This window comes from Candidatus Eisenbacteria bacterium, assembly GCA_016867495.1.
Classification (GTDB): Bacteria; Eisenbacteria; RBG-16-71-46; order CAIMUX01; family VGJL01; genus VGJL01.
Window position 1 is genome coordinate 1 of sequence record VGJL01000149.1, and the last position, 6,202, is coordinate 6,202.

The 6,202-nt window shown below is 68.1% G+C and carries 5 protein-coding genes; 2 read left to right on the forward strand and 3 right to left on the reverse strand.

Going from position 1 to position 6,202, the window contains the following annotated elements:
- The first annotated feature begins 132 nt into the window (after positions 1-132).
- Both FJY88_10910 and FJY88_10915 read left to right on the forward strand, forming a co-directional pair.
- Entirely contained in the window at positions 133-618 is a 486-nt protein-coding gene (locus tag FJY88_10910; protein MBM3287843.1) for a hypothetical protein, read from the forward strand.
- A 56-nt stretch (positions 619-674) separates the two neighbouring features.
- Positions 675-1,721 (forward strand): hypothetical protein, encoded by a 1,047-nt coding sequence (locus tag FJY88_10915; GenBank protein MBM3287844.1) that lies wholly within the window; start codon positions 675-677, stop codon positions 1,719-1,721.
- A gap of 45 nt (positions 1,722-1,766) precedes the next feature.
- Here the strand turns inward: FJY88_10915 and FJY88_10920 are convergent, their stop codons facing one another.
- The 3 genes from FJY88_10920 to FJY88_10930 form a co-directional block, all read right to left on the reverse strand.
- Positions 1,767-3,974: a hypothetical protein gene (locus tag FJY88_10920; GenBank protein ID MBM3287845.1), complete on the reverse strand. Its 2,208-nt coding sequence runs from the start codon at positions 3,972-3,974 to the stop codon at positions 1,767-1,769.
- A gap of 4 nt (positions 3,975-3,978) precedes the next feature.
- Positions 3,979-4,770, reverse strand: coding sequence for a class I SAM-dependent methyltransferase (locus tag FJY88_10925; protein ID MBM3287846.1), 792 nt, complete (start codon positions 4,768-4,770; stop codon positions 3,979-3,981).
- A gap of 63 nt (positions 4,771-4,833) precedes the next feature.
- The coding region (locus FJY88_10930) for an amidophosphoribosyltransferase (GenBank protein ID MBM3287847.1) at positions 4,834-6,202 on the reverse strand (1,369 nt) is incomplete at its 5' end.

Genomic DNA, 6,202 nt, shown 5'->3' on the forward strand with positions numbered 1-6,202 from the left:
GGATCGATGCAGACCTGGCGCAGGAGCATCGTGAGGCCGGAGACGCCGGATCGCGCGCTCGGATTCAGGACCTGCTCGTCGGCGAAGTAGGCGCGGCTTCAGCGGCTGAGGACTCGGCAGGGGGGGGAACGGATGTACAGCGCTTCCGCCCTTGCCGACCTTCACGAGCGCGCGCATCGGACCCTCCGTGGGCTCATCCTTCACTGTGGTCTGCTGACGGAGGAGGAGATCCGCCGCGAGATCCCCGGCTTCGGATACCCGAGCGTGCTCGAGCAACTCGATCACGCCATTGGAGCGGAGGAGTACTGGGTCAGCGTGGCCCGGGGACGCTACAAGGACGAGGAGGAGCGGACTCCGCCCACGACGATCGAGTCGCTCGAGGAGTATCGCCGGAAGGTAGCGGCCGTGACCGCCGCCTATCTGGGCGAGACGTCGGATCGGGATCTGAACGCCCCCCGAGAGATGTGGACCTGGCCCGGCAAGACGCGCACTCTCGTTCCCGCGCATCTGCTGCTGCGCACACAGACCCACATCTATGCCCACACGGGACAGGTGCTCGCGATGTGCCGCCAGATCGGCAAGCCGAGTCCGGGCGGGCTGGATTTTCCGCTGGATTGACCCGCGCGGCGCGAGGCAGCTCGCGGCCGCGATGGTCTGATCCGAGGGGCGGTTCCATGGCCGGGGTCACGATCAAGGGAAGGCGCTCAGAGCGGCACCTGCAGGCCGCGTTGCTGGCCCTCCTCACACTGGGAGGCGCCTGCGAGAAGGGCGGGGACGGACATCCCGACTCCGGCCCGCCCTCTGTCCATCCCGTCTGCGAGAAGGACCCGCACGCGCGCCAGGATGCCCACACGCCACGTTCGCTCGTCACGGACTGGGGGTTGCCCCATCGCTTGCCCTCCCCCATCAACACCCTTTGCCCCGAAGACGCGGTTGAGATCTCCCGCGACGGAGACGCGCTCCACTTCCTCTTCACGACCGGCCTTCTGAGCGACCTGACGCCGGAGGAAGTCATCTCGAGGCCCAATGGAACCTACAGGGCGAGAAGGTCCGAGGACGGAGGCGCCTTCGCTGAACCGGTCTATTATGATCTCGACGCGGGAACGGACGCGGCCCTGGACGGAGCGCCGAGCTTCGCGTGGGACGGCTCGTTCGTCGTCTTCCACTCGTTGCGCGCCGGGAACACCGGCTACCAGAGGCACCCGCCGACGGACGACATCCTCGACGTCTACTGGGCGCCACTTGCCGGCGGAGTCCCGGGGGCCGCATCGAACCTCGGTCCGGCGGTCAACTCGGAGTGGCCCGACGGCGAGCCTGCGATCGCCCCGGGCGACTCGATCCTCTACTTCACATCGGAGCGCCCGGGAGGCGCCGGAGGGGATGACATTTGGATGTCGGTCCGACGCGATGGAGTGTGGGCCCAGGCAACCGTCCTGCCGCCCCCGGTGAACTCGATCGCGGACGACACGCAGCCGGCCTTCAGCGCATCGGGCGACACTCTCTACTTCGTTTCGAATCGCGACGGGGCCACGGGGACGGGGATCTATCGCTGCGCACGCGCCGGCGACGCGTGGGGCGAGCCGGAACTGGTCATCGCGGGGATCGTGGGGGAGCCGAGCTTGACCGCGGACGGTCGCGTGCTCTACTTCGTCCACGTCCTGACGGACGCCGTCGGGCTCTTCGACGCGGACATCTGGAGCAGCGAGAGGGTCCGGCCATAGAAAGGCGCTGAAGCGCCGGATGTCATGAGGGCCGCTTGAATGCGTCTAGCGGCCGCTACCCCCCTGCGGGCGATCGAGGTCGATCGTTCCCTGCGCGCGGTCGATGAAGATCCCCCGATTGCGGGCCCGGGCGTTGTCGCTCTCCGGATCGTCCGTCTCCTTCCCGTCGTTGGCGGCGCCTCCGGTGTAGGAGTCGAGCCCCCCCGCGTCGAGAAAGAGGCCGACAGAGGTCGGCTCGGTCCAGTAGATCGAGGGGCCCGAGCGGTCCAGAAAGCGGGGGTCGTAGAGCGCCCGGCCGGGCCGTTTCCCTTCCGCCGCGTATCGATAGCGATCCTCTCCCCCGCCATCCAGGCAGAGGACGACGCTCCGGTTGATCGAGTACCCGATCCCATCCCCTCCGCATTCGTAGAGGTCGTCGCCGGAGCGGTCGAACAGGATCGCCACCGTGAAGTCATGCCCGAAGGCAGGCCCCCAGTTCTGGGCGACCGAGTGCAGATCGTCGCCCGACTCATCCACGACCGCCCCGATGCAGAAGTGGGCGCCTGATCCGGAGGCCCAGCCGTTCGCGCGGAAGGCGTCGTCGCCCGCCCCGTCCCAGACCAGTCCGGTCCCGAACCAGTATCCGCATCCCTGCGCCCAGTTGCCCGCCGTGTAGGCGTCGTCCCCTTGGGCGTCCAGAAGGGCGCCGATTCCGCCCGCCCAGGAGTGCCCGTCCGAGCCGTCCCCTCTGCGTCCCATGGCGCACCCCTGCGCGTCGCTCACGGCGACCTTCTGCTCCGAATGGTAGGAGGGACGTCCCGTGACGGCCGGATCGACGACGGCGACGTACTCGTCATCGCCCGCGCAGTCGGCCAGGACGCCGACTCCCGCGACTCCGCCGAATCCTTGCCCATCGCTCCAGATGGTGTAGCGGTCCTTCCCCTCGATGTCGATGAGGACTCCGATCCCGAAGAAGCCGGCCCCCTGGCTGCTGTATCGCGACTCGTAGCGATCACTGCCGGCGAGATCGGCCAGCACGCCCATGCCGAAGTGCCCGACCCCTTGACCGAGCGTGCCCGAGGCATAGGAGTCGTCCCCCCGCGCATCGAGGAGCGCCCCGACTCCGGTCACCCCCGCGCCCAGGGATCGATCGCCTCCGCTGTAGGCGTCGTCGCCACCAAGGTCGAGCGCCGCTGCGACGGGCAGGCCAGGATGCGAGGCGCCGACGCTTCCTGCATAGACGTCATCGCCGCCCAGATCGACGATGAGGAACGTCCCCTCCCCCGCATCGATCCGATCCGAGCCGGTTCCGGTCACGAGGATCCTGCCGACGGGCGTCTGGAGATCGATCCGCACCGCTGCCAGGGCGCCGCCGGCAAGCGACACGGGACCCTTCGCGCCGGAGGCGGAATCCGCGAGCGCGAGCCTGGCCAGATCGAGCGCCTCGACAGCCTTCAGCCCCGCATACCAGAGGCTCGCCTCGTCCCAGAGACGCGCTGCATCGTCCATCGCGGGCTCGTACTCCAGGGCATCGGTCTCCTCGGCGCCGAGGTCGATGCGGGATGCGATCCTGGCCCGCATCTCGAGGGGCGTGTTCCGGAACGCGAGAGATGCCCAGTGGCGGGCGTCGAGCAGATCAAGGAGGAGCTTGCCGAGGATGCCGCTGATCTCCTGGGGCAGCGGCGCGCACGCGCGCTCCAGGTCCCGCGGGATCAGCGGGTAGGGAGACTCCTGGCCGAACGTGACGAACCGGATGGCGCGGCCTTCCGCACGCCAGGCATCGAGGAGGGCGACGTGCAGCGGAGTCGGCGGCGCATCGAGGTTTGGCGAGTAGGGCCGTGTGGCCCCGTAGCGTTTGTTGACGCCGAGATCGTGGACGGCGCGGTAGAGGGCGCCCGCCCCCTGGTCGTTCTTCTTCCCCGCCAGGTTCTCGGCGGAGAGGGTCCGCGTCAGGGTCGCCCCCATCACGCGAGTGAACGGAACGATCGCGAGGGGCTCCGCGCAGAGGTCGTCGAAGTGGCGCAGCTTGTGCGGGATGTCCTGCGGGTAGCGCTCCCACCACCCGCGCGCCCGCCACCCGAGATCGGCCCGCGTCAGGCCTGCGGCAGCCAAGGCCTCATCGAGGGCGTCGGGCTGCGGATCGGCGGCGACGGCGCATTGGCTCGAGACCGCCAGCAAGGCCATGACGCATCCCGCGCCCACGAGCCCGCGCGCGAGAGCGAGTCCCCGCGCGAGCAGGCGCGACCGCGCGCCGGGAGTCGATTGCATAGACATGACCTCAGTCCTCCTTGACCAGCGCCCGGTAGCCGGCGACAAGATGCTCCGGCACCTCCGATCTCTCGGCGACGAAGTTGAGGCCCGCGGCGTGGCGAAGCGCCAGAAGCTGGCGGTACTGCCTCCGCTCGGAACGCCTCGTCTCCACGGGAAGGCGCCGCAGCAACGTAAGGACCTCTCGACCCCATCGATTGAGGAGCAAGAGGCACTGCGTCATGCCCCTGGACGCCGTTCGACTGAGCGGCTGCGCGAGCGGAATCCGTTTGGGGAACATGATCCTCTCGATCTGCACGGGGACGGCGTTCTCGGCGGGGAAGACGTTTGTGGGGCGAAAGCCGTGCCTCATCAGGATGTACTCGAGCCCGAGATGGGTCATGTGGAAGTACGACATACCGTGGAGGGGTTCGAGAAACGCCACGTAACCAAACAGCCTTCCTCCCGGTCTGAGGACCCGGCGCGCCTCATCGAGCATCGCTCCCGGATCCGGAAGATGCTCGAGGACGGCGGCGGAGAGGATTCCATCGAATGCCCCGTCGGGGAAGGGAAGGGAGCTTCCGTCGGCGATGATCATGCAGCCGCCCGCGGAGAGGTCGCAACCGATCCAGGTCGCGCCCCTCCGTTCCAGCGCCAAGCGATAGGCGCCGCGGCCGCAACCCAGATCGAGGATTCTCTTGCCCCTCAGATCGCCGAGGAGATCGAAGATCGCCCGCCCCCCGCCGCGCGGCCGCTCGTAGCTGATCTCCGGCCGAAGCAGATCCGACATCCGGACCCGATCATCCAGCGATCCCATTCCCATTGGTTCATCTCCCGAAAAGGCTCTCCGCCCACCGCCCGGCGGCTGTCGCCGGGGAAACGGGCGCTACGAGGCGACCCCCACGCCCGGGACCCGGCGCGCCCTCTTGCCCGTAGAAGCCGGCGGTGAGTCCTGCTCGTAGAGCGATTCGCCGTTCCAGCAGTAGGTGCAGAGCTTATCGCGAGGCAGCCCGATCGCGGCCACCATGTCGTCCAGACTCTGGTACTTCAAGGTCGTGAGGCCGAGGCGGGAGCCGATCCGCTCCACCATCGCCCGGCACTTCGCGCTGGACGGCTCGGCATACTCCGCCGGGTCGCACGTCGTCCTCCCTTCGATCTCGTGGATCGCCTTGCGGCCGGCCAGATCCAGCTCCGAGCGGGAGCGGGAGAAGTTCAGGAACTTGCAGGAGTAGACGAGAGGCGGACAGGCGGGCCTCATGTGCACCTCTCGCGCGCCGGTTCGGTAGAGTCGCTGGATGACATCCTTGAGCTGCGTGCCCCGCACGATGGAGTCCTCGCAGAAGAGGAGCCTCTTGCCGGCGATCTGCTCCCGGATCGGGATGAGTTTCATCTGCGCCACCAGATCGCGCACGCGCTGCTCCTGAGGCATGAAGCTGCGCGACCAGGTCGGCGTGTACTTGACGAAGGGACGCCTGTACGGAACGCCCGCCTCCGCGGCGTAGCCGATCGCGTGGCCGACGCCCGAGTCGGGCACGCCCGCGACGAGGTCGACTCTCGTGTTGTCGGCCCTCGCGAGCGCGGCGCCGCAGCGGTATCGGGCCTCCTCCACATTGATCCCCTCGTAGGTCGAGGCCGGGAATCCATAGTAGATCCAGAGGAAGGCGCAGATCTGGGTTCGATCGCCCGGAGGGACGAGCCGCTCCACCCCGTCGGGCGTGAGCCGCACGATCTCGCCCGGCCCGAGATCCCGGTCGACCTCATATCCGAGGTTCGGGAAGGCGCACGTTTCGAACGTCGCCGCGATCGCCCCCTCCTTGCGGCCGAGCACGAGAGGCGTGCGACCCAGCCGATCGCGCGAGGCGTAGATGCCTTGGCCGGTGAGCAGCATGACGGAGCAGGACCCGGACACCCTATCGTGGACATGGCGCAGCCCTTCGACCAGACTCTCCTGCTGATTGATCAGGCTCGCGATCACCTCGGTCTGGTTGAACTCGTTCCCCTTCATCTCGCTGAAGTGGACCGCCTGCTTTCGCAGGATCTCCTCGGCGAGCTTGCGGAGGTTGGCGACCCTCCCCACGGTCACGACGGCATAGCGGCCATGGCGGGACTCGATGAGCATCGGCTGGTCCTCGAAGTCGCTGATCACGCCAAGGCCCATGTTGCCGATATGCTTGTGAAGGTCGGGCTCGAACTTCGTCCGAAACGGGGAGTTCGTGATGTCGTGGATGTTGCGCTTGAACCCCTGCTTGCCGTGG

What these genes read in the sequence shown, in the direction of transcription:
- FJY88_10910 (MBM3287843.1), top strand. Translation starts at nt 133, where the DNA reads ATGTACAGCGCTTCCGCCCTTGCCGACCTTCACGAGCGCGCGCATCGG.
- FJY88_10915 (MBM3287844.1), top strand. Translation starts at nt 675, where the DNA reads ATGGCCGGGGTCACGATCAAGGGAAGGCGCTCAGAGCGGCACCTGCAG.
- FJY88_10920 (MBM3287845.1), bottom strand. Translation starts at nt 3,974, where the DNA reads ATGTCTATGCAATCGACTCCCGGCGCGCGGTCGCGCCTGCTCGCGCGG.
- FJY88_10925 (MBM3287846.1), bottom strand. Translation starts at nt 4,770, where the DNA reads ATGGGAATGGGATCGCTGGATGATCGGGTCCGGATGTCGGATCTGCTT.